General features: G+C 70.4%; 20 protein-coding genes and 1 pseudogene. 18 read left to right on the top strand and 3 right to left on the bottom strand.

Features of this window, described 5'->3' with window-relative positions:
- The first annotated feature begins 149 nt into the window (after nucleotides 1-149).
- From icmF to ligA, 6 genes are all read left to right on the top strand, one after another.
- Nucleotides 150-3,467, top strand: a complete 3,318-nt coding sequence (gene icmF, locus AC08OO_RS12865) for a fused isobutyryl-CoA mutase/GTPase IcmF (protein WP_476609601.1) — start codon at nucleotides 150-152, stop codon at nucleotides 3,465-3,467.
- 202 nt (nucleotides 3,468-3,669) lie between these two features.
- Nucleotides 3,670-4,176, top strand: coding sequence for a MarR family winged helix-turn-helix transcriptional regulator (locus tag AC08OO_RS12860; RefSeq protein WP_476609602.1), 507 nt, complete (start codon nucleotides 3,670-3,672; stop codon nucleotides 4,174-4,176).
- Between the two features lie 41 nt (nucleotides 4,177-4,217).
- On the top strand, nucleotides 4,218-5,453 hold the full coding sequence (locus AC08OO_RS12855; protein ID WP_476618547.1) for a cysteine desulfurase family protein: 1,236 nt from the start codon (nucleotides 4,218-4,220) through the stop codon (nucleotides 5,451-5,453).
- A gap of 83 nt (nucleotides 5,454-5,536) precedes the next feature.
- On the top strand, nucleotides 5,537-6,595 hold the full coding sequence (mnmA, locus tag AC08OO_RS12850) for a tRNA 2-thiouridine(34) synthase MnmA (protein ID WP_476605986.1): 1,059 nt from the start codon (nucleotides 5,537-5,539) through the stop codon (nucleotides 6,593-6,595).
- A 90-nt stretch (nucleotides 6,596-6,685) separates the two neighbouring features.
- On the top strand, nucleotides 6,686-7,798 hold the full coding sequence (locus AC08OO_RS12845) for a methionine synthase (RefSeq protein WP_476609604.1): 1,113 nt from the start codon (nucleotides 6,686-6,688) through the stop codon (nucleotides 7,796-7,798).
- The gene (ligA, locus tag AC08OO_RS12840) at nucleotides 7,795-9,915 is read left to right on the top strand and encodes an NAD-dependent DNA ligase LigA (RefSeq protein WP_476609605.1); all 2,121 of its coding nucleotides are present in this window, start codon (nucleotides 7,795-7,797) and stop codon (nucleotides 9,913-9,915) included. Before AC08OO_RS12845 ends, ligA begins: the two co-directional genes overlap by 4 nt.
- A gap of 19 nt (nucleotides 9,916-9,934) precedes the next feature.
- Here the strand turns inward: ligA and AC08OO_RS12835 are convergent, their stop codons facing one another.
- Complete coding sequence (locus AC08OO_RS12835) at nucleotides 9,935-10,645, bottom strand: ACT domain-containing protein (protein WP_476618546.1); 711 nt, start codon at nucleotides 10,643-10,645, stop codon at nucleotides 9,935-9,937.
- 353 nt (nucleotides 10,646-10,998) lie between these two features.
- Here AC08OO_RS12835 and gatC point away from each other — a divergent pair, with 353 nt between their 5' ends.
- From gatC to leuA, 12 genes and pseudogenes are all read left to right on the top strand, one after another.
- On the top strand, nucleotides 10,999-11,295 hold the full coding sequence (gene gatC, locus AC08OO_RS12830) for an Asp-tRNA(Asn)/Glu-tRNA(Gln) amidotransferase subunit GatC (protein ID WP_011438021.1): 297 nt from the start codon (nucleotides 10,999-11,001) through the stop codon (nucleotides 11,293-11,295).
- A gap of 13 nt (nucleotides 11,296-11,308) precedes the next feature.
- Nucleotides 11,309-12,835, top strand: coding sequence for an Asp-tRNA(Asn)/Glu-tRNA(Gln) amidotransferase subunit GatA (gene gatA / locus AC08OO_RS12825; RefSeq protein ID WP_476618545.1), 1,527 nt, complete (start codon nucleotides 11,309-11,311; stop codon nucleotides 12,833-12,835).
- 94 nt (nucleotides 12,836-12,929) lie between these two features.
- A complete protein-coding gene (locus AC08OO_RS12820; RefSeq protein ID WP_011438019.1) occupies nucleotides 12,930-13,124 on the top strand; it encodes a hypothetical protein in 195 nt (64 codons plus the stop codon).
- A gap of 12 nt (nucleotides 13,125-13,136) precedes the next feature.
- Entirely contained in the window at nucleotides 13,137-14,654 is a 1,518-nt protein-coding gene (gene gatB / locus AC08OO_RS12815) for an Asp-tRNA(Asn)/Glu-tRNA(Gln) amidotransferase subunit GatB (protein ID WP_476605994.1), read from the top strand.
- Nucleotides 14,655-14,941: 287 nt separating this feature from the next.
- Nucleotides 14,942-16,633, top strand: a complete 1,692-nt coding sequence (locus tag AC08OO_RS12810) for a penicillin-binding transpeptidase domain-containing protein (protein WP_476609608.1) — start codon at nucleotides 14,942-14,944, stop codon at nucleotides 16,631-16,633.
- 277 nt (nucleotides 16,634-16,910) lie between these two features.
- Nucleotides 16,911-18,785 (top strand): acetolactate synthase large subunit, encoded by a 1,875-nt coding sequence (locus tag AC08OO_RS12805; RefSeq protein ID WP_476609618.1) that lies wholly within the window; start codon nucleotides 16,911-16,913, stop codon nucleotides 18,783-18,785.
- A complete protein-coding gene (ilvN, locus tag AC08OO_RS12800) occupies nucleotides 18,785-19,309 on the top strand; it encodes an acetolactate synthase small subunit (protein ID WP_011438015.1) in 525 nt (174 codons plus the stop codon). Before AC08OO_RS12805 ends, ilvN begins: the two co-directional genes overlap by 1 nt.
- Before the next feature lie 53 nt (nucleotides 19,310-19,362).
- Nucleotides 19,363-20,352 carry a ketol-acid reductoisomerase gene (ilvC, locus tag AC08OO_RS12795; protein ID WP_476618544.1) on the top strand — a complete coding sequence of 330 codons (990 nt, stop codon included), beginning with the start codon at nucleotides 19,363-19,365 and terminating at the stop codon, nucleotides 20,350-20,352.
- Nucleotides 20,353-20,661: 309 nt separating this feature from the next.
- On the top strand, nucleotides 20,662-22,251 hold the full coding sequence (serA, locus tag AC08OO_RS12790; RefSeq protein WP_476609610.1) for a phosphoglycerate dehydrogenase: 1,590 nt from the start codon (nucleotides 20,662-20,664) through the stop codon (nucleotides 22,249-22,251).
- A gap of 280 nt (nucleotides 22,252-22,531) precedes the next feature.
- Nucleotides 22,532-22,618, top strand: a pseudogene (locus tag AC08OO_RS12785) (SCO2583/SCO2584 N-terminal domain-containing protein); the annotation flags it as partial.
- A 150-nt stretch (nucleotides 22,619-22,768) separates the two neighbouring features.
- Complete coding sequence (locus AC08OO_RS12780) at nucleotides 22,769-23,386, top strand: septum formation family protein (RefSeq protein WP_476609619.1); 618 nt, start codon at nucleotides 22,769-22,771, stop codon at nucleotides 23,384-23,386.
- Between the two features lie 249 nt (nucleotides 23,387-23,635).
- Nucleotides 23,636-25,369: a 2-isopropylmalate synthase gene (gene leuA, locus AC08OO_RS12775; RefSeq protein WP_476609611.1), complete on the top strand. Its 1,734-nt coding sequence runs from the start codon at nucleotides 23,636-23,638 to the stop codon at nucleotides 25,367-25,369.
- Here leuA and AC08OO_RS12770 read toward each other — a convergent pair.
- Together AC08OO_RS12770 and AC08OO_RS12765 are read right to left on the bottom strand one after the other, a co-directional pair.
- The gene (locus AC08OO_RS12770; protein WP_476609612.1) at nucleotides 25,366-25,662 is read right to left on the bottom strand and encodes a DUF1059 domain-containing protein; all 297 of its coding nucleotides are present in this window, start codon (nucleotides 25,660-25,662) and stop codon (nucleotides 25,366-25,368) included. The two genes, leuA and AC08OO_RS12770, sit on opposite strands and share 4 nt — an antisense overlap.
- A partial coding sequence (locus tag AC08OO_RS12765; RefSeq protein ID WP_476618543.1) for an EAL domain-containing protein occupies nucleotides 25,659-26,711 on the bottom strand: 1,053 nt, incomplete at its 5' end. The genes AC08OO_RS12770 and AC08OO_RS12765, both read right to left, overlap by 4 nt.

Raw genomic sequence — 26,711 nt, 5'->3', positions numbered from 1 at the left:
TCGTATACGCGTATTTTCCGACTACTGGCTGGCAGCACCCGCTTCAGCACCTTGGCCGTGGTGGCATCTATTGCATGGATGTCCTACTATCGGGAAGCCAAGTGTTCTAGGCATCTCCGCCCGCCACATCGTCCCCGGGAGCCGCTTCGATGTCCTCCGACGCGATGTCCTCCGACAACCGGCACGAGCCGGCCGCCACGCTGCACACATCGGTTCATCCGGTCCGGATCGTGACGGCGGCCTCACTCTTCGATGGGCATGACGCGGCGATCAACATCATGCGTCGCCTGTTGCAGGCGCAGGGTGCCGAAGTGATCCATCTCGGGCATGACCGCAGCGTCGAGGAGGTCGTCACCGCTGCGATCCAGGAGGACGCCCAAGGGATCGCCCTGTCGTCCTATCAGGGCGGGCATGTCGAGTACTTCAGCTACCTCATCGAGCGCCTCCGTGCGCGCGGAGCCGGCAACGTCCGGGTCTACGGCGGCGGCGGCGGGGTGATCCTGCCGGCGGAGATCGACCTGCTGCACGCGCGCGGGGTCGCGCGCATCTTCTCCCCGCAGGACGGGCAGCGGCTCGGTCTCGCAAAGATGATCAATGTGATCATCGAGGCCTGTGACGTCGATCTGACGGAGGACGGGCCGAAGCTCGATGCGGTGGCGGCTGGTGAGCACGGCGCGCTCGCCCGGGCGATCACCGTGCTCGAGGCGGGCCGGGACCCGCGGCTCGCGGCGGCGCTGCAGGACGAGGCCGCCCGCCGCCCGCGGGTTCCGGTCCTCGGTATCACCGGCACGGGTGGTTCGGGAAAGTCCTCGCTCACCGACGAGCTGATCCGGCGCTTCCGCCTCGACCAGGGCGACAGCCTGCGGATCGCGGTGCTCGCCATCGACCCCAGCCGTCGGCGGGGCGGCGGTGCACTGCTCGGTGACCGCATCCGGATGAACTCCCTGGGTGATGGCACGGCAGGGAACGTGTTCTTCCGGTCCCTGGCGACGCGCACGGGGGGCAGTGAGGTTCCGGCTCCCCTGGCGGATGTGATCAAAGCCTGTCAGGTGGCCGGTTTCGATCTGGTGATCGTCGAGACGCCGGGCATCGGGCAGGGTGACGCGGCGATCGTTCCGTTCTGCGATGTTTCGCTGTACGTGATGACGCCCGAGTACGGTGCGGCCTCACAGCTCGAGAAGATCGACATGCTGGACTTCGCCGACGTGGTGGCGGTGAACAAGTTCGAGCGGCGCGGCGCCGAGGATGCCCGGCGTGACGTCGCCCGGCAACTGGTGCGCAACCGGCAGGCGTTCGACCAGTCCTGGGAGGATATGCCCGTCTTCGGCACCTCGGCCGCCCGGTTCCACGACGACGGGGTGACCGCCCTGTATCAGCACCTCGTCGGGCTGCTACGCAAACACGATCTGCACACCGTGTCCGGATCGTTGCACCTGGTGCGTGGGCGGACCTCTACCGGCCTGACCACGGTCATTCCGTCCGCCCGGATACGCTATCTGGCCGAGATCACCGAGACGGTGCGGGGCTATCACGCCGAGACTGAGCGCCAGGCGCTGCTGGCCCGCCGTCGTGAGCATCTGACGACGGCCCTTGCGGCGCTGGCCGGCGCCAACACCAGCGCGGGCGCGGCGCCGGCGGAGCCCACCACCCTCGCCGTGCTGCGCGACGAGGCCGAAGCCGCCCTGGCCCCCTGGACGAGGGAGCTCCTGGCGCAATGGCCGGCGATCGTCGAGGAACGTCAGGGCGAGAAGATGACCTATCTCGTCCGGGGAACCGAGATCCACACCCCGCTGGTGCGCACCACGCTCAGCGGGACTCTGATCCGGCGGGTGGCGGTACCCGCCATCGACGACGACGCTCGCCTGATCCGCTTCCTGCGGCGTGAGAACCTGCCAGGGTACTTCCCCTTCACCGCCGGCGTCTTTCCGTTCAAACGCGCCGGGGAGGCCCCGGCGCGAATGTTCGCCGGTGAAGGTGACCCCTTCCGGACCAACCGCCGGTTCCACTTCCTCTCCGCCGGCTCGCCTGCGACCCGGCTGTCCACCGCCTTCGACTCGGTGACCCTCTACGGCCGCGATCCCGCGTCTCAGCCTGACATCTATGGCAAGATCGGCACGTCGGGCGTGTCGATAGCGACGTTGGACGACATGAAGGTCCTGTTCGCCGGGTTCGATCTGTGTGATCCGTCGACCAGCGTCTCGATGACCATCAACGGCCCGGCGCCGGCGATCCTGGCGATGTTCCTGAACGCCGCGATCGACCAGCGCTTGGACGCTTTCCGCGCCGAGCACGGCCGGGAGCCGAGCACGGACGAGGCCGCCGAGGTCCGGGCCCGCACGCTGGCCACGGTCCGTGGCACCGTGCAGGCGGACATCCTCAAGGAGGACCAGGGGCAGAACACCTGCATCTTCTCCACCGAGTTCGCGTTGCGGGCGATGGCGGACGTGCAGGAGTGGTTCATCGAACACGCGGTCCGGAACTTCTACTCGGTATCGATCTCCGGCTATCACATCGCCGAGGCCGGCGCCAATCCCATCAGTCAGCTCGCGTTCACCCTGGCCAACGGCTTCACCTACGTCGAGGCCTATCTGGCCAGAGGGATGCGCATCGACGATTTCGCCCCGAACCTGTCGTTCTTCTTCTCCAACGGGATGGATGCGGAGTACACCGTCATCGGGCGGGTGGCCCGCCGGATCTGGGCGGTGGCCATGCGGGAGCGCTACGGTGCCGCCCCCCGGTCGCAGATGCTGAAGTATCACGTACAGACGTCGGGCCGGTCGCTGCACGCGCAGGAGATGGCCTACAACGACATCCGGACCACGTTGCAGGCGCTGTGCGCGATCTACGACAACTGCAACAGCCTGCACACCAATGCGTACGACGAGGCTGTGACGACTCCTACGGAGAACTCCGTCCGCCGCGCGTTGGCCATCCAGATGATCATAGATCAGGAATGGGGACTCGCCGCCAACGAGAATCCCCTGCAGGGATCGTTCATCGTCGATGAACTGACCGACCTGGTCGAGGAGGCGGTGCTCGCCGAGTTCGAGCGGATCAGCGACCGCGGCGGTGTACTCGGCGCGATGGAGACCGGCTATCAGCGGGGACGCATCCAGGACGAGTCGATGCTGTACGAGCGGCGCAAGCACGACGGCACCCTGCCGATCATCGGGGTGAACACGTTCCTGCGGCCCGAGTCGGCCGGCACCGATCCCGACGCCGAGGGAGGCCCGATGGAGCTCGCGCGGGCCACGGAGGAGGAGAAGCAATCTCAGCTCACTCGGCTGGAGGAGTTCCACAGCCGGCACGGCGCCGAGGCGGGCGCCGCCCTGGAACATCTGCGGGAGAGCGCCAGGAGCGGGGGGAACACGTTCGCGGCGCTGATGGAGGCGGTCCGCGTCTGCTCCCTCGGGCAGATCTCCCAGGCATTCTTCGACGTGGGTGGGCAGTATCGACGTAACGTCTGATTATGTCCCGGGTGGCGCCCGCCGTTACGTCGATCGGCGTTACGCTGGTCGGTACGCTGGGCGCCGCGGCAATCTCCGGGTACGCATGAATCTTTGCCAGCGCGTCCGTCCTGGGGTGCAATGGACGCTGCCCGCCGCGACGGTCCCCGGCTGCCAGGTTGGGCGGGAACCGTCCCATGAAGTGCAGGAGCGTCGACAAGTCGTGGCCACCCCGAAACCGTTGCCAACCGACCCCATAGCGGAGGCCCATCGGCACTGGACCGCCCACGGCTGGGGGGCGGCAGCGGACGGCATGGCAGCGGTCACCTCCCTGATGCGGGCGCAGCAGATCGTCCTCGCCCGGGTTGACGAGGTCCTGCGCCCCCTCGACCTGACCTTCGCGCGCTATGAGCTGCTGATGCTGTTGATGTTCAGTCGGTCCGGAGCGCTGCCCCTCAACAAGATCGGAAGTCGGCTGCAGGTCCATCCGACCAGCGTCACCAGCGCGGTCGACCGGTTGGAGGCGAGGGGGCAGGTGCGGCGTACCCCGCATCCTACGGACCGGCGGGCGATTCTCGCGAAGATCACCGATGAGGGTCGGGCCACTGCCATGGCCGCGACCGAGAAGCTCAACGACACCGTCTTCGCCGATCCCGGGCTGGGTGACGGCGGGGTGCGCAGACTCATCGACCTGCTGACCGATCTGCGCCGGGCCGCCGGCGACTTCTGACCGCGCGGTGTTCGGCCCGTCCGCGACTACCCTCTAGAGCTGTGACCTACTTCGACCACGGGGCGACGACGCCGATGCGACCGGAAGCGCTCGCCGCGTACACCGCGGTGCTCGCCGATACCGGCAATGCCTCGTCGCTGCATGCCAGTGGCCGCCGTGCCCGCCGCATCGTCGAGGAGTCCCGCGAGACGCTCGCCGGAGTGCTGGGCGCCCGTCCGTCCGACGTGGTGTTCACCGGAGGCGGTACCGAAAGTGACAACCTCGCGCTGAAGGGTCTGTACTGGTCACGCCGCCGGGCCGAACCGGGCCGGCGGCGGGTGCTGGTCAGCGCCGTCGAGCACCGGGCGGTCCTGGACACCGTCGACTGGCTCGGCCGGGCGCAGGATGCCGAGGTCGAGCTGCTCGCGGTCGATGCCGCGGGAACCGTGCGGCCGGACACCCTCGCCGCCGCCCTCGAACGGGAGCCGGACTCGGTGGCCGTCGTGTCGGTGATGTGGGCGAACAACGAGGTCGGAACCGTTCAGCCGATCGCCGAGCTCGCGACGATCGCGCACCGTCACGGCGTGCCCTTCCACACCGATGCGGTGCAGGCGTTCGGCCAGATCCCGATCGCCGTCACCGACGAGGGCCCCGACGCCATCACGGTCAGCGCGCACAAGATCGGGGGGCCGATCGGTGTCGGTGCCCTGGTGGTGCGCCGGGGATTGGCGATGGAGCCGCTGACCCACGGCGGCGGTCAGGAGCGCGACATCCGGTCCGGAACGCTGAACACGGCCGGGGTGGCGGCGTTCGCGGCGGCCGCGGCGACGGCATGCGCCGAGGCGCCGCAGGAGAGCGTCCGGCTGGCGGCCCTGCGTGACGACCTGGTGCGCCGGGTCCGGGCGGAGGTCCCGGAGGCGGTGCTCAACGGCGCCCCGCTGCTCGGGGACGGCGGCGGTGGGGACGGCGGCGGTCCGGGACCGCACCGGCTGCCGGGAAACGCCCATCTGACCTTCCCCGGCTGCGAGGGAGACTCGCTGCTGATGCTGCTCGATGCCCGGGGGATCGAGTGTTCCACCGGCTCGGCCTGCTCCGCTGGAGTGGCGAGGCCGTCGCACGTGTTGCTCGCGATGGGAGTGGATGAGACACACGCCCGCGGATCGCTGCGGTTCTCCCTCGGGCACACCTCACGGGCCTGCGACATCGACGCGCTGGTCGCGGCGATCGGGCCGGTCGTCGAGCGGGCGAGCCGCGCGGGGGCGCTGGCCGGCATGAGCGGCAGCATGAGCGGCTCCTGAGAGGCGATGCCCATGATGGATGCCTTGCTCCCGTCCACGTGGTTCTCTGAGGTTCGGCGGAGATTCGGGGAGGTGACGGTCTGATGCGGGTGCTCGCCGCGATGTCCGGCGGGGTCGACTCCGCCGTCGCCGCCGCCCGGGCGGTTGACGCCGGTCACGACGTCACCGGGGTGCATCTGGCGTTGTCGCGCTCGCCGGAGTCGGACCGGACCGGAGCCCGCGGCTGCTGCACCATCGAGGACGCCCGGGACGCCCGGCGGGCCGCCGACATCCTCGGCATCCCGTTCTACGTCTGGGATCTCGCGGACCGGTTCGAGACCGACGTCATCGAGGAGTTCGTCGAGTCCTACGCAGCCGGTCGCACGCCCAACCCCTGCGTGCGCTGCAACGAGCGCATCAAGTTCGCGGCCGTACTCGACAAGGCCCTCGCGCTCGGCTTCGAGGCCGTCGTCACCGGGCACCACGCCCGGCTCGATCCGGACGGCACCCTGCGCCGCTCGGTGGATCCGGACAAGGACCAGTCCTACGTCCTGGGAACGCTGCGTCCCGAGCAGCTCGCCGCCGCGCGGTTTCCGCTCGGGGATTCCACCAAGGCCCAGGTACGGGTAGAGGCGGCCGAGCGTCGCCTTGCCGTTGCGGACAAGCCGGACAGCCACGACATCTGTTTCATCTCGCACGGGGACACCGGTGGCTGGTTGCGCGAGCGGCTCGGCCCGCGGCCGGGTCCGGTCATCGATGCGACGACCGGGCAGACGCTCGGGCACCATGACGGCGCCTACGCCTTCACCGTGGGTCAGCGTCGCGGGCTGAAGCTCGGGCGGCCGGCCTCGGACGGCCGGCCGCGCTATGTGCTGGACATCTCCCCGGTGACGTCGACGGTCACCGTCGGACCGGCCGAAGCGCTCGACGTGCGCCGGCTCGTGGCGGACCGGGCCGTCTGGCCGCACGAGGGGGCCGTGTCATGCCTGGCCCAGGTGCGGGCGCACGGCGGGGTGGTACCGGCGGTGGCGCAGGCGCGCGACGAGGAGCTCGTCGTGACACTGACGACGCCGGTCCGCGGCACGGCCGCAGGCCAGGCAGTGGTGCTGTACGACGGTGACCGGGTGCTTGGCGGAGGGCACATCCGCACCACCGGTGGTTAGCCGGGCGCCCGGTCGGTGGGCCGTTGACGGAGCGGGCGTGGAGTGGGCGTGGCCGGGGATCTCCCGCGGGCTCCCGGAGGATGTCAAGACATGAGTACTGACGCTGCACGGATGTGGCCGCCCGGCGCGGCCACCGGGGTGGGCTCGCTGCCGGGAACGGATGCGGCCCAGGCCGTCAAGCTGGTCTTCGACGAGCTGCCGGACCTGCCGCATCTGCCCGAATTGCCGGCCAGGGGACCCGGGGGTGCGATGGTCGGGCGGGCGGCGGCGATCCTCGTCGACATGCCGGTGGACCTTCAGCCGGCTGGCTGGCGGCTGGTTCCCCGACCCGGCCTGGACCTGCGCCGGTCACGGGATCTGCTCGAACGCGACCTGGACGCGCTGACGGAGGTCGCCGCCGACTACGCGGGATCCTTCAAGATTGCCGTGACCGGCCCGTGGACGCTGGCTGCCGAGCTGGAGCTTCCCCGCGGGCACAGGGCGTTGTCGGATACCGGCGCCACCCGTGACATCGCCGACGCACTGACCGCGGGGCTCGTCGAACAGGTCGAACAGATCGCCCAGCGGGTCCCGGGGGCGCGGATCCTGGTCCAGCTCGACGAGCCGTCGCTGCCGGCGGTGCTCGCGGGCCGGATCCGCACTCCGAGTGGGTTCTCGGTGCTGCCCGCCGTCGAGGAGGGCTTGGTTGTGGAGCGGCTGCGGATCCTGCTCGGTGGCCTGCGGGCGCTGCCGGCGACCGTCGGAGTCGGGGTGCACTGCTGCGCTCCCGCGGTGCCGCTGGCGGCGTTGCGCGCGGCGGGTATGGACTTCGTCGGTCTCGACGTCACCGCGCTTACCCGGGCCGAGGACGACGCTGTCGGCGAGATCGTGGAGGCCGGCGTGCGGCTGATGGCGGGTCTCGTCCCCACCAGGCCGATTTCACCGGCCGCGCCGATTTCACCGACTGGACCGACTGGACCGGCCGCACCGGCCGGTGCAGCCGGACGGGCTGTCTCGGCCGCACCGAAGTTGTCGGATGTCCGCCGTACGGTCGAACCCGTCATCGCACTGTGGCGCCGGTTGGGATTCCGGCCCGAGCAGCTCGGAGAGGTGGTCGCCGTGGCGCCGACATGTGGCCTGGCGGGCCTGGGAACGGACGATGCCAGGACGGTGATGCGCCACTGCCGGAAGGCGGGGCGGGTCCTGGTCGACGCACCGTCGTGAGCGCGACGGCCGGTACGGCCGACGAATCCGGCGTGGCCTCGGCGGTGGCTTCGGCGGACGAGCGGGCCCGCGCCGCCAGCCTCGCCCGCGAGCTCGACGAGCACGCGTACCGCTACTACGTGCTCGATTCCCCGACGATCTCCGATGCCGAGTACGACCGGTTGATGGCGGAGCTCGCCGTGCTGGAGGAGCGGCATCCCGACCTGCGCACACCGGACTCGCCGACGCAGAAGGTGGCCGGCTCCTACTCGACCCTGTTCACCCCGGTCGAGCATCTCGAACGGATGCTGTCCCTGGAAAACGTCTTCGACGACGACGAGTTCCACCAGTGGGCGGCGCGCGTGGCCCGGGAAAACGAGGTCGACGCCTGGCTCTGCGAGCTGAAGATCGACGGGCTTGCCGTGGACCTCGTCTACGAGGACGGTTACCTGGTGCGTGCCGCGACGCGCGGCGACGGCCGGACGGGGGAGGACATCACTCCCAACATCCGCACCCTGGCGAGCGTGCCGGTGCGGCTGCGCGGGCCGCGGGTGCCCGGGCTGCTGGAGGTGCGGGGCGAGGTCTTCTTCCCGACCGCGAAGTTCGCCGAGCTCAACGCCGGGCTGGTGGCCGCGGGGGGCAAACCGTTCGCGAACCCGCGTAACGCCGCGGCCGGATCCCTGCGGCAGAAGGATCCCCGGGTCACCGCCACCCGGCCGCTGGAGATGATTGTCCATGGCCTGGGCGCGCAGCGCGGCTTCGAGGTCACGTCCCAGTCGGCGGCCTATGCCCGCTTCGCGGAGCTCGGGCTGCCCGTCGCCACCCACTTCGAGGTCTTGGCGACGGTGCCCGGCGTGCTGGACTACGTGCACCGGTGGGGCGACGCGCGCCACGACGTGGTGCACGAGATCGACGGAGTGGTCGTCAAGGTCGACTCGTTCGCCCTGCAACGCCGGTTGGGCTCCACCTCGAAGTCCCCCCGCTGGGCGGTGGCCTACAAGTATCCGCCGGAGGAGGTCACGACCAAGCTGCGCGATATCCGGGTGAACGTGGGCCGCACCGGCCGGGTGACCCCCTTCGGGGAGCTGGAGGCGGTCCTGGTCGCCGGGTCCACGGTGGGCCTCGCGACCCTGCACAACATCGACGAGGTCGGTCGCAAGGGGGTGCTCATCGGGGACACGGTCGTCCTGCGCAAGGCCGGGGACGTCATCCCGGAGATCGTCGGCCCGGTCGTCGACCTGCGAGACGGTTCCGAGCGGGCCTTCGTGATGCCCACGCGCTGCCCGGAGTGCGGCACCGAGTTGGTGCGGCCCGAGGGCGAGGTCGACATCCGTTGCCCGAACACCGTCTCCTGTCCCGCGCAGTTGCGGGAGTCGATCTTCCATTTCGCATCCCGGGGGGCGATGGACATCGACGGGCTCGGGTATGAGACGGCGATCGCCCTGCTCGAGGCGGGCCGGGTGCGTGACATCGGCGACATCTTCCACCTGACGCCCGAGTCCTTCGAGGGGCTGCGCGGGTTCGCGCAGAAGAAGATCGATCAGATTCTGCGGGGGGTCGAGGCCGCGCGGAACCGGCCACTTTGGCGGCTGCTGGTCGGCCTGTCGATCCGCCACGTCGGGCCCACGGCGGCGCGGGCGCTCGCCCGGGAACTGCGGTCGCTGGAAGCGATCGCCGCCACGTCGGCCGAGGACCTCGCCGCGGTCGAAGGGGTCGGTCCGAAGATCGCCGGCGCGGTGCTCGACTGGTTCGCCGATGAACGGCACCGCGACATCCTCGCCAGGATCGCCGCCGGCGGGGCACGGCTCGCCGACGTCGGCGCGGAGGAGGGCCCACGTCCCCTCGACGGCGTCACCGTCGTCATCACCGGCACGCTCACCGACTGGAGCCGCGACTCGGCCAAGGAGGCGGTCGAGGCGCGCGGCGGCAAGGTCACCGGCTCGGTGAGTAGGAAGACCACCGCCGTCGTCGTCGGCGCGGATCCGGGGGCCTCGAAGTACGACAAGGCGCGCAGTCTCAGGATCCCCATGCTGGACGAGGCCGGATTTGCCGTTCTGCTGGCGCAGGGGGTCGACGCGGCCAGCAAGCTCGCCGTTCCCGCCGACGGTCCCGAGAAGGCCGAGATCCCGGTGGAATAACCCGGGGAGGCTCCCCCACTCAGAAACGGTCCGTCCTGGTCAGGCTCGCGGCGATGCCCGACAGATGGGCCAGTCGGTCGATCTCGGAGGAGCGGAACCGGGGGCCGCCGGGCCGCCCGACCAGGATCACCAACCGGTCGCCGCCGACCGGGGCCGCGGCGAGTTCCATGCTGACCGCCCGCCAGCGAGGCGGGAAGGCGCCATCCTCGGCCCCGATCCGCCGCGGCCGTTCCAGCGGCAGCCAGGGCAGGGGTAACCGGACCCGTTCGGGGACACCGAGATCGTCCCCGCCGAGGGCCGGAGCGCCCACCGAGGTTTCCCGGACCCTGATGTCGTCCGGCCCGACGTGCTCCAGCAGCACCGCCCAGTCGGCGTGGAAGACGCCGGGCGCGAGGTCCGTCAGGGTCGCCACGGCGTCGTGCGGCCGATCGGTCATGGCGTCCACCAGGTCGAGGTCGTTGCCGATACCGCCCCCGTCGGCGAGAAACGGCCGAAGCGACTCGACGATCACGCCTGGAACCGAATGAGCGGCGGTGAGGACGCGATCGGCGAGGCCGCCCGGTGGCAGAAGCACGAGCAGATCGTCCACGGCTCCGTCGGCGGTGCGCTCGATGACGGTGATGCTGACGATGTCGATGCTCGCCCTGCCCAGGGCCGTGGCCACCGCGCCGAGCGCTCCGGGGCGGTCCGGCAGCACGAGGCGAAGCAGATACGACATGTAGCTGAGCATGCGCAAAGAGCATGTCGGCGGGATGGCCGGCCGGTCACGCGAAGATAACGTCCCCGCCCGGCCGGCGGCTCCCCCAGGACCACAGCACAGGAACCTCGCCGAAGGTGAGGTGACGGAAACCCCGAAGGGCGGCCTGGGCCAGGAGAGCAGCGGGGGGCGGCGTCCGCGGGGGTCCCGCCGCGGCCCGTACGATGACATCACGTCGACGCGGCGATGCGTCCGGTCCGGGACCGTCCGCCCGGGGCGCCCCAGGGGTGCATCCGGCCTCTCCCGGTTCCGGTTCCCGCATCCGTCGCGGCGCCCAGGACCAGTCACGGGCCCCGCGCCCACCGCCCACGAAGGGGCCACACGCCATGGCGATCACTCGGGACGAGGTGGCTCACCTCGCCCGCTTGGCGCGGATGTCGGTGACCGACGACGAGCTCGACGCGCTGGCACCGCAGCTCGAGGCGATCCTGTCCGCGGTCGCCCGAGTCTCCGAGATCGCCGCCGGGGACATCCCGCCGACCAGCCACGCCGTGCCGTTGACCAACGTCTTCCGGCCGGACACCATCTGCCCGTCGCTGCCCGTCACCGAGGCCCTGGCCGGTGCCCCCGCCACCGAGGACGGGCGGTTCCGGGTGCCCCGCATCCTCGATCCGGACGAATGAGGTCGCCGCCCGCATGACGGAGAACATGACGGAGAACCCGACACCTCCCGGCACGACTGACGTCGTGCGCCTGTCCGCCGCCGCGACGGCGGCCGCGATCGCCGCCGGCAGGCTGAGTGCCGTCGAGGCGACCCGGGCGGCGTTGGACCGCATCGCCAAGGTCGACGAGACCGTCCACGCCTTCCTGCACGTGGACGCCGACGGCGCGCTCGCCGCGGCCCGGTCGGTCGACGACCGGCGCGCGGCCGGGGAGCGCCTCGGGCCGCTCGCCGGGGTGCCGTTGGCGCTCAAGGACGTCTTCACCACCCGAGGGATGCCCACCACCTGCGGCAGCCGCATCCTCGAGGGCTGGCGTCCCCCGTACGACGCCACGGTGGTGAGCCGGCTGCGGGCCGCGGACGTCGTCCTGCTGGGTAAGGCCAACATGGACGAGTTCGCCATGGGCTCGTCGACCGAGAACTCGGCGTTCGGGCCGACCCGCAACCCCTGGGACGTCACCCGCATCCCCGGCGGCAGCAGCGGCGGCAGCGCCGCGGCCGTCGCCGCCTTCGAGGCGCCGCTCGCCCTCGGCACCGACACGGGCGGTTCCATCCGTCAGCCGGCAGCCCTCTGCGGTCTGGTCGGGGTCAAGCCCACCTACGGTGGGGTCAGCCGCTACGGGCTGGTCGCCTTCTCCAGCTCGCTGGACCAGGCCGGCCCGCTGACCCGCACGGTGACCGACGCGGCGTTGCTGCACGCCGCGATCGCCGGCCACGATCCCCTGGACTCCACGAGCGTCGACGCGCCGGTTCCCGCGGTCGTGGCGGCGGCACGGCAGCGCGACATCCGCGGTATGCGGGTCGGTGTGGTCCGCGAGTTCGCCGGCGACGGGTACGACCCGGGGGTCGAGGCCGCCTTCGCCGCCGCGGTCGAGGCGCTGACGGGCCTGGGCGCCCAGGTCGTCGAGGTGAGCTGCCCGCACTTCAGCTACGCGCTGCCCGCCTATTACCTGATCGCGCCCAGCGAGTGCTCGTCGAACCTGGCTCGCTTCGACGCGATGCGCTTCGGGCTGCGGATCGGCGACGACGGTCGGGCCGGGGCCGAGGAGGTCATGAGCCGCACCCGCGAAGCCGGCTTCGGCCCGGAGGTGAAGCGGCGGATCATCCTGGGCACCTATGCCCTGTCCTCGGGGTACTACGACGCCTACTATGGCCAGGCGCAGAAGGTCCGTACGCTGATCAGCCGCGACTTCACCGCCGCGTTCGAGCAGGTCGACGTCCTGGTCTCGCCCACCACCCCGACACCGGCCTTCCCACTGGGCGCGAAGGTCGACGATCCGGTGGCCATGTACCTGTCGGACCTGTGCACGATCCCGTCCAACCTCGCGGGCGGCCCGGCGATGAGCCTGCCGTCCGGGCTCGTGGACGGGCTGCCGGTGGGTATCCAGATCATGGCGCCGCCGTTCGCCGATGACCGGCTCTACCGGGTCGGCGGGGCGCTGGAGGAGGCGTTGGACGTCGAACGCGGCCATCCGCTGCTCGACGAGGTCCCGGCGCTGTGAGCGGGCGCCCGGCGCTCTCGCGGGTCATCCGTGTTCCGGGTGTGGCGGCCGCGCTGACGGGCCGCCGACCGCGAGGGAAGGGAAGGAAACGGCGATGGTGAGTCTGCGCAGCGGCCGACAGGACCGGTTCCTGGTGGGCGTGGTGTGGCTGCTCACCGTGCTGGTGCTGGGTCTCGGCATCGCCACGCTCAACCCGGTCCTGCTCGTCTGGGGAGTGCTCGGCCTACCTGCCGCGGTGTTCCTCACCTACGTGCACGTCCGCGACACCCGCCCACCCAGCGACCCATGAGGAGTTCATCCGGTGAGCACAGTGGCTCCCGCCGGCGCGCTGCCGTCCTACTCCGACGTTCTGGCCCGCTACGAGCCGGTGATCGGATTGGAGACGCACGTCGAACTCGGCACCGCTTCCAAGATGTTCTGCGGCTGCGCGACAGCCTTCGGTGCCGAGCCCAACACGCAGGTCTGCCCGGTGTGTCTCGGGCTGCCGGGTTCCCTGCCGGTGGTGAACGAGGCGGCGGTGCGCTTCGCGGTCATGATCGGACTCGCGTTGCACTGTGAGATCGCGTCGTGGTGCCGGTTCGCGCGCAAGAACTACTTCTATCCCGACATGCCGAAGAACTTCCAGATCAGCCAGTACGACGAGCCGCTGTGCACGAACGGCTGGCTCGACGTGGAGGTCGAGGGCGAGGTGCACCGGGTGGGCATCACCCGGGTGCACATGGAGGAGGACACCGGCAAGTCGCTGCACGTCGGCGGCGCCACCGGCCGCATCCACGGCGCCACCCACTCGCTGGTCGACTACAACCGGGCCGGCATCCCGCTCGTGGAGATCGTGACCGAACCGGACGTGCGTTCCCCCGAGGTGGCCCGGGCCTACGTGGACGAGTTGCGGGAGCTGATCCGGGCGCTCGGGGTCTCCGACGTCCGGATGGAGCAGGGATCGCTGCGCTGCGACGCCAACGTCTCGCTGCGCCCGCGGCCGGCGCCCGGCGACCCGGACGCTCCCTTCGGCACCCGCACCGAGACGAAGAACCTCAACTCGCTGCGGTCGGTGGAACGCGCGGTGCGTTACGAGACCACCCGGCAGGCCGCGTTGCTCGACGACGGCCAGCGCATCATCCAGGAGACCCGCCACTTCGACGAGGCGTCGGGCCGCACCTCGTCGGGTCGCTCCAAGGAGGAGGCCACCGACTACCGGTACTTCCCGGAGCCTGATCTCACCCCGTTGGCCCTGCCCGCGGAATACGTCGAGCGGCTGCGGGCCGGCCTGCCGGAGTTGCCCGCGGCGCGCCGGGCCCGGCTGATCGCCGAGCACGGCTACACCGCGCGGGACCTGCAGGACCTGCGCAATGCCGCGGTCCTCGACCTGGTCGAGGAGACCATCGCCGCCGGCGCGGCCCCGGCGACCGCCCGCAAGTGGTGGCTCAACGAACTGGCCAGGCGCGCCTCGGACGCCGGTCTCCAGCCGCGCGATCTTAAGATCACCCCGACCGACGTCGCCCGGATCACCGCGCTGGTGGCCGCGGGCGAGCTCACCGACGCGCTGGCCCGCAAGGTCATCGACGGGGTGCTCGCCGGTGAGGGCACGCCCGACGCGGTGATCGCCGGCCGTGGGCTGGCGATCGTCGCGGACGACGGCGCGCTCACCGCGGCCGTCGACGCGGCGCTCCTCGGTGCCCCCGACATCGCCGAGAAGGTCCGCGGTGGCAAGGTGAACGCCGTCGGTCCGCTGGTGGGCGCGGTGATGAAGGCGATGAAGGGCCAAGCGGACGCGGCGGCCGTGCGGCGACTGCTGCTGGAGCGCCTCGGCGTCTCCTGACACCGCTTCCCGGCCCTCGCTCGCCCGATCCCCGATTTGTCGTATTCAAGATGATTCGCAGATTTTAGCGCCATTCGTTCAAGAAACGTCCGACCGGTCGCCGCCGTCCCCCGTGCCGTGGGTTGCCTCTCCGTGATCCGAGCTCGGGAGGACCACGTTCTCCTGCTGTGTCGGACCCGCGTGTCGGGTTGCCGACGTCGTACGGCGCGTCGGATGCGAAGGGCCGGAGGCCTCCATAGGGTGGGTCTCCCATCGGGGTGTCACGATCGAGGGGAGAGCGTGCCGCCGTGCCCCTTACACCTTCCGGCTTCACCGCGTCAACCTCCCGCCGCCGGGGCCGGGGCCGCCGGACGGCGATCATCGTCGCGGTCGTCGTCGTCCTGCTGGCCGTCGCCGGCGGCGTCGGCTACGTCCTGAACAACCGCGCCGCCGACCGCGCCGCCGACCGGAAGGTCCAGGCCGCGGCCGACTCCTACCTGGCCGGCTGGCGGACGCTGACGACTTCCGGTGGGACGGCGACCCCCGGCCCCGCGGCTGTCGCCGCCGTCTCCACGCCCGGGAGTATCGACGTCGCGCGCCTGGTGGGCACGATGGCCGAGGTGCGTGACCGCCTGCTCGTCACAGCGGCTACGTTTACCCCGGGCGCGATCAGCCGCAGCGGCGAGACGGCGACCGTGCCGTACCTGGCCAGGCTCACGCTCTCCGGTCTGCCGACGCCGCTGGAGTACACCGGGGCGCTGCATCTCGTCTCGACCGGCGGCGGGTGGCGGGTGAAGGCTGATCCGCCCTCGGTGCATCCGGCCCTGCGCCCAGGGCTGCACCTGGACCGGACCGCCTCCACAGGTAAGCGGGGGGACCTGCTCGACGTGGCGGGCCAGCCCCTACGGGACTCCTCCGACCTGGCGGGCAACCTCGTCGGTCGGACGGCGCCGCTGTCCGGGTTGCAGCGGGTGTACGACGACCGGCTGCGGGCGCAGGGCGGCGCGGTCGTCGTGCGGGATGCGAAGAACGCGACCGTGCAGACGCTGCACACCTATCCGATGACCGACGGCGAGGCGATCCGTACCACGATCGACCTGCGGGTCCAGCAGGCCGCCGAGGCGGCCCTGGCCACCGCGGCCCGCCCGACCGGGGCGATGGTCGCGATCGACACTCGTACCGGCGCCATCCTGGCCCTGGCCAACCATCCGCCCAGCGGGTCGGGCCGGGCTGTCCGGGGCAAGTACCCACCGGGTTCCACCTTCAAGATCGTGACGGCCACCGCCGCGCTGATGAACGGCAAGGCGCCGGACATGCCCCTGGACTGCACCCAGACGGTCAGCGTCGGCGGTCGGACCTTCCAGAACGCGGAGTCCGAGCAGTTCGGCCCCATCCCGCTGCGGACCGCGTTCGCCAGGAGCTGCAACACCGCGTTCATCCGGCTGGAGGAGTCACTCCCGGACGGCGCGCTGGAGAAGGCCGCCCAGCTTTACGGCTTCGACGGCGGACCACCGCTGGATATCGCCAGCGTCGGGGGGACCTTCCCGACCCCGCGTGACGCGGTCGAGTCGGCGTCGGCGTCGATCGGCCAGGCCCGCATCGAGGTCTCCCCGCTGCAGATGGCGAGCGTCGCCGCGGCGGTCGCGAGCGGTACCTGGCGCCAGCCGTTCGTCGTCGGCCAGTCGGCGCGCAGCAACCCCATCCCGCCCGTGGTGCTGCCCCCGCTGCGGGACTTCATGCGGGCGGTCGTCACCGAGGGCACCGCCGCGAAGGTCCCGATGCCCGGCGAGGTCTTCGGGAAGACCGGCACCGCCGAGTACAAGGACGGCAACCCGCCGCCGACCCATGCGTGGTTCGTCGGCTACCGGGGCGATGTGGCCTTCGCGGTGGTCGTCGAGGACGGCGGCTTCGGCGCGGAGACGGCCGCGCCGGTCGCGGCCAGGTTCCTCACCGCGTTGGACGGTGGCCAGATCGGTGCGCCCGGCTCCGGCGGGCAATGACCTGGCTGGACCGGGTGCCTGGCTGGACCGGGTGCCCGGCGATGCTTGACGTGGGGCGGGAACTCCGGCAGGGTAGAACCGTGCATCTCGGGATTCTCGTACGCTCAGAGCGCGCATAGTCGACGACGTCGACCTGTGCGCCGCCCCTCAGTGCCTCGGCACGAGGGGCTTTTTCGTGCAGTGAGCACTGCCTCGTGCCAAGCCTGCGTGGTCGTGCTCAGCTGGCAGAGCCGTGCCCGGCGGGCCCGGTCCCGCCGGTCCCGCAGTGCCAGCCGAGATTGCCACGTGCCACGTACATCCCCGGCCTGTCAAGGAAGACGACCAGATGACACGAGAGATCACCGGAGCCCAGTCGCTCGTCCACTCCCTTGAAGCGGTCGGAGCCGACGTGGTCTTCGGCATCCCCGGCGGCGCGATCCTGCCCGCATATGATCCACTGTTCGACTCCACCCGAGTGCGACATGTCCTTGTCCGGCACGAGCAGGGCGCGGGTCATGCGGCCGAGGGGTACGCGCAGGCCACCGGGCGGGTCGGGGTGTGCATGGCGACGTCGGGGCCGGGGGCGACCAACCTGGTGACCCCGATCGCCGACGCCTACATGGACTCGGTGCCGATCGTGGCCGTCACCGGGCAGGTCCCCAGCCCCTCGATCGGGACCGACGCCTTCCAGGAGGCGGACATCTGCGGCATCACCCTGCCGATCACCAAGCACAACTTCCTGGTCCAGTCCGCCGACGACATCCCGCGGATCATCGCGGAGGCGTTCCACCTGGCGGCGACGGGCCGGCCCGGACCGGTGCTCGTCGACCTGCCCAAGGACATCCTGCAGTCGGTCACCTCCGTGCTGCCGCACGATGTCTGGCCGCCGGCTCTCGACCTGCCCGGTTATCGTCCGGTCACCCGCCCGCACGGCAGGCAGGTGCGCGAGGCGGCGAAGATGATCAGCGCTGCCCGGCGTCCGGTGCTCTATATCGGTGGGGGAGTGCTCAGGGCCCGCGCTGCCGCGGAGCTGCGGACACTTGCGGAGCTCACCGGCATCCCGGTGGTCACCACCCTCATGGCCCGCGGCGCCTTCCCCGACTCCCATCCCCAGCACCTGGGCATGCCCGGCATGCACGGGTCGGTCGCCGCGGTGACCGCGTTGCAGAAGGCGGATCTGCTGATCACTCTCGGGGCCCGCTTCGATGACCGGGTGACCGGCAGGCTGTCCTCCTTCGCGCCCGGTGCCGCGGTCATTCACGCCGACATCGACCCGGCCGAGATCGGCAAGAACCGGCCCGCGGACGTGCCGATCGTCGGTGACTGCCGTGATGTGATCAACGAGCTCGTCGCCGCGCTCGTCCTGGAGGAGCGGCCGGGCCTCGCCGCCTGGTGGCGGACGCTGGACGGCTGGCGCCGGACCTACCCGCTGGGCTACGACCAGCCGGCTGACGGCTCGCTGGCCCCGCAGTACGTCATCGAGCGGCTCGGGAAGATCGCGGGGCCGGAGACCATCTTCGCCGCCGGCGTCGGGCAGCACCAGATGTGGGCCGCGCAGTTCATCTCCTACGAGAACCCCTACACCTGGCTGAACTCCGGCGGCGCCGGCACGATGGGCTACGCCGTGCCGGCCGCGATGGGCGCCAAGGTCGGCCGCCCCGACGCCACGGTGTGGGCCGTCGACGGTGACGGCTGCTTCCAGATGACCAACCAGGAGCTTGCGACCTGCGCGCTGGAGGGAATCCCGATCAAGGTTGCCGTCATCAACAACGGGTCGCTCGGCATGGTCCGCCAGTGGCAGACCCTCTTCTACGACAAGCGGTACTCCAACACGGAGCTCGGGACGCACCCGGACTCCCCGCGGACCGGCGGCGCAGGGGCGTCTGGGCGGGGCGCAGGGGCGTCCAGGAGGGTGCGCGTGCCCGACTTCGTCCGGCTGGCCGAGGCGTTGGGCTGCGTCGGGCTGCGCTGCGAGACGGCGGCGGATGTCGACGCGACGATCGAGAAGGCGATGGCGATCGACGACGCCCCGGTCGTGGTGGACTTCGTCGTGCATCCCGACGCCATGGTGTGGCCGATGGTCGCCGCCGGCGCCAGCAACGACGACATCCGCATCGCGCGCGACACCGCGCCGGACTTCGACTACTCCGGCGACGCCGAGGTGAACATCTGATGACCCGCCATACCCTGTCCGTGCTGGTGGAGAACAAGCCCGGGGTGCTGGCCCGGGTCTCGGGCCTGTTCTCCCGGCGCGGGTTCAACATCGAGTCACTCGCGGTCGGGCCGACCGAGCAGCTTGACATCTCCCGGATGACGATCGTCGTCGTCGTGGAGGACCTGCCGCTGGAACAGGTGACCAAGCAGCTCAACAAGCTGATCAATGTTTTGAAGATCGTCGAGATGGACACCTCCGCCTCGGTGCAACGTGAGCTGATGCTCGTGAAGGTGCGCGCCGACCTGTCGGTGCGGTCCCAGGTCCTCGAGACGGTCGCCCTGTTCCGTGCCAAGGTGGTCGACGTCGCCCAGGACGCCGTCACCATCGAGGCGACGGGAACCCGCGACAAGCTGGACGCCCTCATCCGCATGCTGGAGCCGTTCGGAATCCGGGAACTGGTCCAGTCCGGCCTGGTGGCACTCGGCCGCGGATCGCGTTCGATCACCGATCGCAGCCTGCGAGCAGTCGACCGTCCGGCCTGACCGGGACCGTCGCGCGTCTTTTTCCCATCCACTCAACGAGGAGATTCCCCACGATGGTCGAGATCTACTACGACGACGACGCCTCGCTGGGCGTCCTGGCCGACCGTAAGGTCGCCGTCATCGGCTACGGCAGCCAGGGCCACGCGCACGCGCTGAACCTGCGCGACAGTGGTGTCGACGTGCGGGTCGGCCTGCCGGCGGACAGCCGCAGCCGGGCCAGGGCCGAGGAAGAGGGCCTGCGGGTCCTCACCCCGGCGGAGGCGTCCGCCGAGGCCGACATCATCATGCTGCTCACTCCGGACACCACCCATCGCACGATCTACGCGGAGTCCATCGCCCCGCACCTCACCGCGGGCAAGGCGCTGGCGTTCGGGCACGGTTTCAACATCCGCTACGGGCTCATCGAGCCGCCGGCCGGCGTCGACGTGTTCATGGTCGCTCCGAAGGGGCCGGGTCACCTGGTGCGGCGGGTGTTCGAGGAGGGCAAGGGCGTTCCCGTCCTCGTCGCGGTGGAGGCCGACGCGAGCGGCAACGCGCTGGCCGTCGCGCTGGCCTACGCCAAGGGCATCGGTGGCACCCGGGCCGGTGCGCTGAGGACCACCTTCACCGAGGAGACCGAGACCGACCTGTTCGGCGAGCAGGCCGTGCTCTGCGGCGGCGCCAGCGCGCTCGTGCAGGCCGGCTTCGAGACCCTCGTCGAGGCGGGCTACACCCCGGAGGTCGCCTACTTCGAGTGCCTGCACGAGCTCAAGCTCATCGTCGACCTGATGTACGAGGGCGGCATCTCCCAGATGCGGTACTCGATCTCGGACACCGCGGAGTACGGCGATGTCACGCGTGGCCCGCGCGTCATCACCCCCGCCGTGAAGGCCGAGATGCGCAAGATCCTCGACGAGATCCGTGACGGCGCGTTCGCTCGCGAGTGGGTGGCCGAGGACGACAACGGTCGGCCGAATTTCACCAAGCTCGTGGCGGAGGGCAAGCAGCACCCGATCGAGCAGGTCGGCGCGAAGCTCCGGCCGATGATGTCTTGGATCGCCTGATTTCTGGATCGCCTGATTCCTGGATCTCCAGGTAGGTCCCGCGGGTCGTCGGGCGGATCGTGCCCTCTCGGGGGCGGCCGTGGTGCGCTGCCGCCGTCCCCGGGTGCGTGCCGTCCCCGTCCGGGCACGCCGTCGCCGTCGGTCGGCGGAAAGGGCTCGGAGTCCACGGCGGGCGTCGGTAGGCTGGGCCCGCCGCCTCGTGCGGTGTCCGCAGTATCCACGTTCATCATCGCCAGGCCGAAGGCCACGTGATCACGCCTCGTTCCGCGTCGCCTCCCGGTCTGACCCGAGGTCGCTAGGAGAGGTCCAGTGCCTGTCGTACTCGTTGCCGAGGAGCTCTCACCGGCCGGGCTGGAGGTGCTGTCCGGGGACTTCGAGGTTCGTCACGTCGACGGTGCCGACCGGTCCGCGTTGCTGCCCGCCATCGCCGACGTCGATGCCGTGATCGTCCGGTCGGCCACCAAGATCGACGCCGAGGTGCTCGCCACCGCGGGAAAGCTCAAGGTCGTCGCCCGGGCCGGCATCGGGCTGGACAACGTCGACGTCGCCGCCGCCACCCAGCGCGGTGTCATGGTGGTCAACGCGCCGCAGTCGAACATCGTCAGTGCGGCCGAGCATGCGATCGCGCTGCTGCTCGCCGTCGCCCGGCGGGTTCCCGCGGCCAGCGAGGCACTGCGCGGCGGCGAGTGGAAGCGCTCGAAGTACGTCGGTGTCGAACTCGTGGAGAAGACGGCAGGCGTCGTCGGCCTCGGGCGGATCGGCGTGCTCGTGGCGCAGCGGCTCGCCGGCTTCGGGATGAAGGTCATCGCCTACGACCCGTACGTGTCGGTGGCCCGTGCCGCGCAGCACGGCGTGACCCTTGTCGACCTCGACGAGCTGCTTCGGCAGAGCGACGTGATCACGATCCATCTGCCCAAGACGCCGGAGACGCTCGGTCTGATCGGCACCGACGAGCTGGCCCGGACCAGGCCCGGTGTCATCATCGTCAACGCGGCGCGCGGCGGCCTCGTTGACGAGGCTGCGCTCGCCGAGGCGGTCCGCTCTGGTCAGGTCGGCGGTGCGGGCATCGACGTCTTCGCCAAGGAGCCCACGACGGCCTCCCCGCTGTTCGGGCTCGACAACGTCGTCGTCACCCCCCACCTCGGCGCGTCCACCCAGGAGGCGCAGGACAAGGCCGGGCTCGCCGTCGCCCGCTCGGTGCGGCTGGCGCTGCAGGGCGAGTTCGTGCCCGACGCGGTCAACGTGCAGGCCGGTGGCGTCGTGGCCGAGGACCTCCGGCCGGGTCTTCCGCTTGCGGAGAAGCTCGGGCAGCTCTTCTCCGGCCTCGCGGGCAGCCTGGCCGCCGCGATCACCGTCGAGGTGCGGGGCGAGATCGCCGTGCACGACGTCTCGGTGTTGCAGCTCGCGGTGCTCAAGGGTGTGTTCACCGACGTGACCGAGGAGCAGGTCACCTACGTCAACGCGCCGCTGCTGGCCAAGGAGCGCGGGGTCGACGTGGCCTTGGAGACCGCTGAGGACAGCCCCGACTATCACAACCTCGTGACTGTGCGAGGAGTCCTCGCCGACGGCACGCCCGTGTCGGTGAGCGGCACGCTTGTCGGCTCACGGCAGGTCGAGAAGATCACCGCGATCGACGGGTTCGAGGTCGACATCCGGCCCGAGGCGCATCTGGCATTCTTCCGCTACGAGGACCGGCCGGGGATCGTCGGCGCGGTCGGTGCCCTGCTCGGCGAGGCGCACATCAACATCGCCAGTGCGCAGGTCAGCCGCCTGCAGGCCGGCGGCGAGGCGTTGATGTCGCTGTCGCTCGACGACGCGGTCGCCCCCGACATCCTGGCCGAGATCGCGAAGATCATCGGAGCTTCCTACGCCAGGGCCGTAAGCATCAGCAGCGAATGACTCCTTCCCCACACGGTGGCTTCGCCGCCGTGTGGGGTCTCCGCAAAGGCACCTTCGGCGATTTTGCGGGGGGAGTCGTGGGGGCCTTCGGTGGTCCGGGGTGTTCCTCGGGTTGCCGTGGATTACCTGGGCTGGGTGGGGTTTACCAGGGGTAGCTGCGGGCGATCTCAACGGTAGGCGATCGATTGGGTACGGGTAGCGGTTGCATGGGGACGTGATCCAGGTGATCTTTCCGTGGAACGTGCGCCGTAGTCGTGGTGTCGGGTTTACCGTGGCTAGCATGGCGTCGCGGCATCAGGACCCGTTCGAGGGGCTTCGCCTGGATGAGCGATTCGTCCGCGGAGCCCGGTTTCTCGAACCGTCCGCGGCCGAGCGCAGCCGGCAGCACGGCCGGCCGGCTTCCAGCCGTTGTCAGGTCGTCCCAGCTTCCCGGGGTCTGCCCGGCTTTTTCCATCGGCTGGTGGCGCCGCCCAGACCACCGGGCCGTCCCCGCCAGATCGCGCGAATGGTCACGTTCATGGCCATCATCGTCGGGATGATCACCATCACCGTCGTCGCCCTGCGGCAGACGGCGAACCGGACCAGCCCGACCGCCGCACGGCTGGTGCCGACCACGTCGTCGGGGTCCTCCGCGGCCACCAAGCAGACCGCCGTACCGGCTGCCACCGGCACGCTGACCGGTCCCCCCGCCGGCTTTGGGATCAGGCCGGACCTGCTCGCGGCCCTGCGGCCGGGTGACTGCCTGAACTGGACCCCGTATCCGGCGGGCTCGCCCGCCTCGGTCGATCCGGTGGTGCCCGTCCGGGTGAGCTGCCGGGAGCCCCACATCGACGAGGTCACCCGGATGGTCGACCTGGCGGTGCTCTTCCATCGCTGGCCTGGCGCGTCGGTGGTCGCCGAGGTGACGGACGAGCGCTGTGCCGGAGCACTGCGCGAGTTTCCCGGAACCGTCGACAGCACTCCGCACCGCACCGTTGGCACGATCTACCCGTCCGAACCCAGCTGGCAGCACGGTGCGCACGCGGCCGTGTGCACCGTGCGCACTGACGACCTGCGGCCCCGCAGCGGTCAGTTCCGTGTCCCCGGCGCCGTCGCGGCACCGGAGTTTCCTCGCGGTCGGCCGAACATCCGGTAATGTTGGTGCGCGATGCGTGCGCTGCTTCTCCTTAGCCGCCGCGGCGGGGCCTGATACCCGAGCTGGCTTCCCCGTCGCGGTGTTTTCGTGTGTCAGCGTCGGGATCCTCGCCATCCGGCGGTCCAGCGTCCAGGTGCGGCCTGACGCTCCTCTGCTGATTCTCCGCGGATCCTCCGGCATCCAGTCACCCACGTCGCGAACCGTGCGATCACGGTCGCGGGGGACTCTTTCGAGGAAGCAGGAGCAGGAATGACCACGCAGCAGCCGTCCGGCATGCCGGTCGAGAAGTACCGTCCGTTCGTCCCCGTCTCACTTCCCGACCGGGCCTGGCCCGAGCGGACGATCACTCGCGCCCCGCAATGGTGCAGTGTCGATCTGCGCGACGGTAACCAGGCACTGATCGACCCGATGACCCCCGCCCGCAAGATGCAGATGTTCGAGCTGCTGGTGGCGATGGGGTACAAGGAGATCGAGGTCGGGTTCCCGGCGGCCAGCCAGACCGACTTCGACTTCATCCGGCAGCTGATCGAATCAGATCGCATCCCGGACGACGTCGTCATCCAGGTCCTGACGCAGGCGCGGGAGGACCTGATCGAGCGCACGGCCGCGTCGCTGGTCGGCGCGGACCGGGCGCTGATCCACCTGTACAACTCGACATCCACGTTGCAGCGGCGGGTGGTGTTCGGTCTTGATCGGGCGGGGGTGACCGAGATCGCGGTGCAGGGCGCCCGGTGGTGTGCCCAGTACGCCGAGAAACTGCTGGACGGCACCGATGTGCGCTGGCAGTACAGCCCGGAGTCGTTCACCGGCACCGAACTCGACTATGCGGTGGAGGTGTGCGAGGCAGTCATGGACGTGTGGGCGCCGACCCCGCAGCGTCCGGTCGTGCTGAACCTGCCGGCGACGGTCGAGATGTCGACCCCGAACGTCTACGCCGACCAGATCGAATGGGTCGGGCGGAACCTGACCCGCCGGGATGCCGCCGTGCTGTCCCTGCACCCGCACAACGACCGGGGCTGCGCGGTCGCCGCGGCGGAACTGGGTGTGCTGGCCGGCGCCGACCGGGTCGAGGGCTGCCTGTTCGGCAATGGGGAACGGACCGGAAACGTCTGCCTGGTCACGCTGGGGATGAACCTGTTCTCGCAGGGGATCGACCCGATGATCGATTTCTCGGACATCGACGGGATCCGGCGCGCGGTGGAGTACTGCAACCAGCTGCCCGTCCATCCCCGTCATCCCTACGGCGGCGACCTCGTCTACACCGCCTTCTCCGGCTCCCATCAGGACGCCATCAAGAAGGGTTTCGAGGCCATGGAGCGCACCGGCCAGACCTGCTGGGAGGTGCCCTACCTGCCGATCGACCCGAAGGACGTCGGCCGCTCCTACGAGGCGGTGATCCGGGTGAACAGTCAGTCCGGCAAGGGAGGGGTGGCATACCTGCTGAAGTCCGAGCACTCCCTGGACCTGCCGCGCCGGCTGCAGATCGAGTTCTCCGGTGTCGTACAGCGCCACACCGACTCCGCGGGCGGCGAGGTGACGGCCGAGGAACTCTGGACGATTTTCCGCAGCGAGTACTTCCTGGACGGCGCGGAGGGGTCCGGCCCGCTCGAACTGCTGGGCTCCCGGACGACGGCGGCGTCGGGCGATCGGGACGAGGTCTCCGTCTCGGTCCGTTTCCAGGGGGCCGACACGGTGATCACGGGAACCGGCAACGGCCCCATTGACGCATTCGTCACGGCGCTCGCCAGCCGCGATCTGACCGTGCGGATCCTGGACTACAACGAGCACGCCCTGGGCTCGGGAGCGGATGCGCGAGCGGCCGCGTACCTCGAGGTGGCCGTCGACGACCGGATCTTCTGGGGAGTCGGGATCGACGCCAACATCGTGACGGCGTCCCTGCGGGCCGTGGTGAGTGCCGTGAACCGGGCTGCCCGGGACCGTTCGGTGCCCGCGCGGGCTGGTCGTGGTGGTGGCGCTGGTTAGTCGTGGTGGTCCGCCGGTTCCACGTCGTGGATATTCTGGCGGACCTCGTCCAGCATCGACTCCGGGATATCCGTCATACCATGATCAACTTGCGCGTGGGTGTCGACGGAACGGAGAAGATCGTCTTCGGTGGGGGCGATCATGCGCGTCTCGCAGTCGTGCATGATCGCACCACAGTAGAATTGCTTCATGCTCGGGTGCCGGACGATGATCTCTGCCGGCGCGGAATGGCTCCTGGCCGCTGGGCTCGGCGACATGAGCGCCTGCGCGGTCCAATAGCGGTTTCGCCTCATGTGGACATTTCCGCGAGCCGTAGCATCAGACGCTCCATCCGTACCAGGCCGAGTGGGCGCCCCATCTCGGTCACGATTATCACGGGATCGAATCGGCTGGCCCGGGCCCGCGTCATGGCGCGACGCGCGACCTCGGTCACCGGCTCCTCGGGCCGCGCGAAGAGCGTCGTGGGAACACGGCGCGGTTCCGTGCTGCCGCCCGGGCCGCCGGACAGATGCAGGGCGACCGGTCGGCATCGGTTGGAGACGATGACGGTCGCTCGAGGCGTCCGGTCACCGTCCGGTCCGGCCGGATCATCGCCGGCCGCGAGACCGTCCCGGTTCCGGGCGGCGCTCATGGGACAGGACGGACAGTCCGCGGACATGGCGCACCGACCGGAGTCACCTATGCTGATCGTGACCTGTTCCATCAGGCTCTCGATGCTCGCGGCGTGGTTGCTGCGTTCCGAGAACTGGCGGATACGCCTAGCCACGGTTGGGTCGAGCTGCTGCCAGGCCCGGGAGGGACGCCCGAGCAGGAATCCCTGGCCGAGCGGAACCCCCAGCGCGACCAGCATTCCGAGCTCGTCGAACCGCTCGACCCCCTCCGCGATGACCCAGGCGTTGAGCCGGCTGGCGAAGGTGCCGACCAGCTCGGTGAGGGCGATCTTGACCTGGTCGTCGTCCACGTTGACTACGAGCGAGCGGTCCAGCTTGACGAAGTCGGGGCGGATCCGCGCCAGCTGCCGCAACCCGGCATAGCCCGAGCCGACGTCGTCCATCGCCACGAACGCACCGAGGTTGCGCAGTGCGCCCGCGGTGGTCGTCAGGCCGGTGGTGGCGTCGAGGTCGACTGCCTCGTTGAGTTCTAGGACCAGGCGCCGCAGGTCCGCGCGCTGCCAGATTGCCATGACTTCTGGTGAGGTGAGCAGATGGGGCAGGACGTTGACCGCGAGGAAGCAGCGGTCGGGAAGCCGGTCACGCGCCTCCAGCGCGGCGGCGAGGACACGGGCCTCCAACTGGGCCGCGAGCCCGAGCCGGTCCGCCTCGGCGAAGACGAGGTCGGGCGG

Source organism: Frankia sp. CeCAU1, assembly GCF_977971845.1.
Note: the sequence above shows the minus strand (reverse complement) of the source record. Positions and strands in the feature narration are given on the sequence as shown.